This is a genomic window from Bradyrhizobium sp. P2_E8 (assembly GCF_056403875.1).
Window position 1 is genome coordinate 1 of record NZ_JBFUES010000834.1, and the last position, 3,358, is coordinate 3,358.

Annotated in this window: 2 protein-coding genes; both read right to left on the reverse strand. The window is 65.4% G+C overall.

Going from position 1 to position 3,358, the window contains the following annotated elements; translation table 11 throughout:
- Nucleotides 1–74: 74 nt before the first annotated feature.
- A complete protein-coding gene (gene alr / locus AC1D00_RS32695) occupies nucleotides 75–1,358 on the reverse strand; it encodes an alanine racemase (protein ID WP_477013509.1) in 1,284 nt (427 codons plus the stop codon).
- Nucleotides 1,359–1,398: 40 nt separating this feature from the next.
- Nucleotides 1,399–2,910, reverse strand: coding sequence for a replicative DNA helicase (locus AC1D00_RS32700; RefSeq protein ID WP_477013510.1), 1,512 nt, complete (start codon nucleotides 2,908–2,910; stop codon nucleotides 1,399–1,401).
- Between the last annotated feature and the right edge of the window lie 448 nt (nucleotides 2,911–3,358).

Consider the following 3,358-nt stretch of genomic DNA (forward strand, 5'->3'; position numbering starts at 1 on the left):
GAGATGGGCCCCGGCTCTGCAGCGCACMGCTGAAGGAGCGCTGCGCTGCGTCCGGGGCACACGAGGGTTGTCGCTCAGCTCGGCAGCGGCGGCGGGCTCGCCGGCTGCTCGACCGGCGGCGGCGAGGGCGGTTGCTCGGCCGCCTGTGCGGAGGACGGCAGTGTCAGCGGCTCCTCCACGTTGCCGCCCTTGTAGACGCGGGCATAGCGGTGGCCAAGGCTGGTCAGCACCTCATAGCCGATCGTGCCGAAATGATGCGCGAGCTCGTCGACGGTGATGCCTTCGCCGATCAGCGTCACCATGTGGCCGCGCCGTGCCGCGTTCGGCGGCAGATCGGTGATGTCGATCGCGATCAGGTCCATGGAGACGCGGCCTGCGACCGGGCAGCGCTTGCCGGCAACGATCACCTCTGCGCCGCGCGTGCCGTCGTTTGAACTGGCGGCGCGGAAATAGCCGTCGGCATAGCCGACCGCGATGATCGCAAGCTTGGTCGGCCGGCGCGCGGTCCAGGTGCCGCCATAGCCGACGCTCTCGCCGCGCTCGATATTGCGGATCTGCACGATGCGCGCCTTGAGGTCGACCACCGGCTGCATCGGACTGTCGGCCTCCGGCGTCGGGTTGACGCCGTAGAGCGCGGCGCCCGGCCGCACCAGGTCGAACTGGAAGGGGGCGCCGAGGAAGATTCCGGACGAATTGGCGAGCGCCGCCGGTACGCCGGAGAATTCGCTGGCGATGCCGCGGAAGGAGGCGAGCTGTTTTGCATTGACCGGGCTGTTGAGCTGCTCGGCCGAGACCAGATGGCTCATCACCAGCGTGATGCCGTGATCGCCGGCATTGATGCGGGGAATGATGGCCTGCGCTTCCGCAAGCGTCAGCCCGAGCCGGTTCATGCCGGTGTCAATATGAATAGCGGCGCCTCCGTTCCAGCCGGTGCGGCGGCAGAACACGTCCCATTCGGCGAGCTCGTTGAGATCGCCGATCACCGGACGGCAATTGATCTGGGCGTAGTGCTCGCCGGTGTTCTGGAAATAGCCGCCGAGCACGTAGATGGTCGGCWCCGGTACGGCGGCGCGCACCTTGCGCGCCTCCCCGATGGTGGCGACGAAGAAGGTCTTGCAGCCGGCCTTGTGGAGGGCACGCGCGACCTGCGCGGCGCCGCAGCCATAGGCATCGGCCTTGATCACGGCCGAGCATTCGGCCGGCACCGCCGTCTTCTCGAGCTTGCGCCAGTTGGCGATGATCGCGTCGAGGTCGACGGTGAGCACGCCGCCGAAGGCTGCGAGCGCGGCGGCCTCGTTGGCCTCCGCAGAGAGAAGGCCGGATTGCGGGATCATTTTCGGGTCGGACGCAATTGTCATGGCGCCGTTTTACGCAAGAGGCCGGTCTGGTTCAAGGAACTCAGTAGTCGTTGCCGCTGCGAGCTGGCAGCTGACTGTCAGGCGCGAGGTCACCGAACCGCGTGACCGAGGCTTCGAAGGCCAAGTCAACGGTGCCTGTCGGGCCGTGGCGCTGCTTGCCGATGATGACCTCGGCTTTTCCGTGCGCAAGACTCATGTCAWGCTGCCACTTCTCGTGCTCGGGCGTGCCCGGGCGGGGCTCCTTCATCGCGAGGTAATATTCCTCGCGATAAACGAACAGGACGACGTCGGCGTCCTGCTCGATCGATCCGGATTCACGCAAGTCGGAGAGCTGCGGCCGTTTGTCGTCGCGCGATTCCACCTGGCGCGAGAGCTGCGACAGCGCGATCACGGGAACGTTGAGCTCCTTGGCGAGCGCCTTCAGGCTGGTCGTGATCTCCGTGATTTCCTGCACGCGGCTGTCGCTGGCGCGCTTGCCCGAGCCCGACAGTAGCTGGATGTAGTCGATCACGAGGAGATCGAGGCCCTTCTGACGCTTCAGGCGGCGCGCGCGCGCCATCAACTGAGCGATCGACAGGCCGCCGGTCGCGTCGACATAGAACGGCAGCGACTGCAGCTCGATCGAGACCTGCCGGATCTTCTCGAAATCGGCTTCCGTGATGCCGCCGCGGCGGATGTGGGAGGAGGGGATGCCGGTGCGCTCGGCCACGATACGGGTGGCGAGCTGGTCGGCCGACATTTCGCACGAGAAGAAGCCGATCACGCCGCCATTGGCGGCCTTCGTGGTGCCGTCGGCCTGGATCTCGGCGACATAGGCCTGCGCGACGTTGTAGGCGATGTTGGTGGCGAGCGACGTCTTGCCCATGCCGGGGCGTCCCGCGACGATGATGAGGTCGGAGTGCTGCAGGCCGCCCATCTTGGTGTCGAGGTCCCGCATACCGGTCGAGATGCCCGACAGCTTTCCATCGCGCTGAAACGCCTTCGCGGCAAGATCGACGGCAACCGTCAGCGCCTGCGAGAATTTCTGGAAGCCGCCGTCATAGCGGCCGGACTCGGCGAGTTCGTACAGCTTCCGCTCGGCGTCCTCGATCTGCGCGCGCGGCTGGAAATCGACCGGGGCGTCGTAGGCGACGTTGACCATGTCCTCGCCGATGCCGATCAGGTCGCGCCGCAGCGACAGGTCGTAGACGGTGCGGCCGTAATCCTGGGCGTTGATGATGGTGGTCGCTTCGGCAGCGAGGCGCGCCAGATATTGCCCGATGGTCATGCCGCCGACATCGGTATCGGCGGGCAGGAACGTTTTCAGCGTGACGGGCGTGGCGATCTTGCCCATCCGGATCAGGCTGCCGGCGGTGTCGAAGATGGTCTGGTGCAGCGGCTCGAAGAAATGCTTCGCCTCCAGGAAGTCGGAGACGCGGTAGAAGGCATCGTTGTTGACCAGGATTGCGCCCAGAAGGCTCTGTTCCGCCTCGATATTATGCGGCGCGCTCCGATAGGTCGGAGTTCCTGCGTCAGGCGCGAGTTTGAGAACGTTCGAATCAGTCAGGGCCATGGTCGGACGTGCTTAGCAATTTTCTTGGGCGGATGCGGGGCCGGGATAAAGCGCCGCCTGCGCCCAAAGCGGAAGCAAAAGCTGACCGCTATCAACCGCTCAGTTAAAATGGTGGATGATTAGCAGCCGCAGCATGCACCGCGCTTGACGGACTTTTCCGGAACTCGTCCCGGCCCGGAAGCGGCCGCGACCGTGCCATGGAAATATCCTGAAACCGTGAACCTATTGGATTGGCGTGCAGACGTATGAAGAGCGCGCGAAATGCCGCACGCTGGGCGCTTTCGGCTCGGGCTCAGACCAGCAGGAGGTAGACCAGCGCAACCAGGGCCGCCCCGACGCCGGTAGCGATCAGGGCGTAATCGGTGCGGAGGTCGTCCTGCACGTCGAATGAGGTTCGGGTCTCTTTGCTCATGGCGACGGTCTAGGCCAGGCCCGACCAGACTTATGT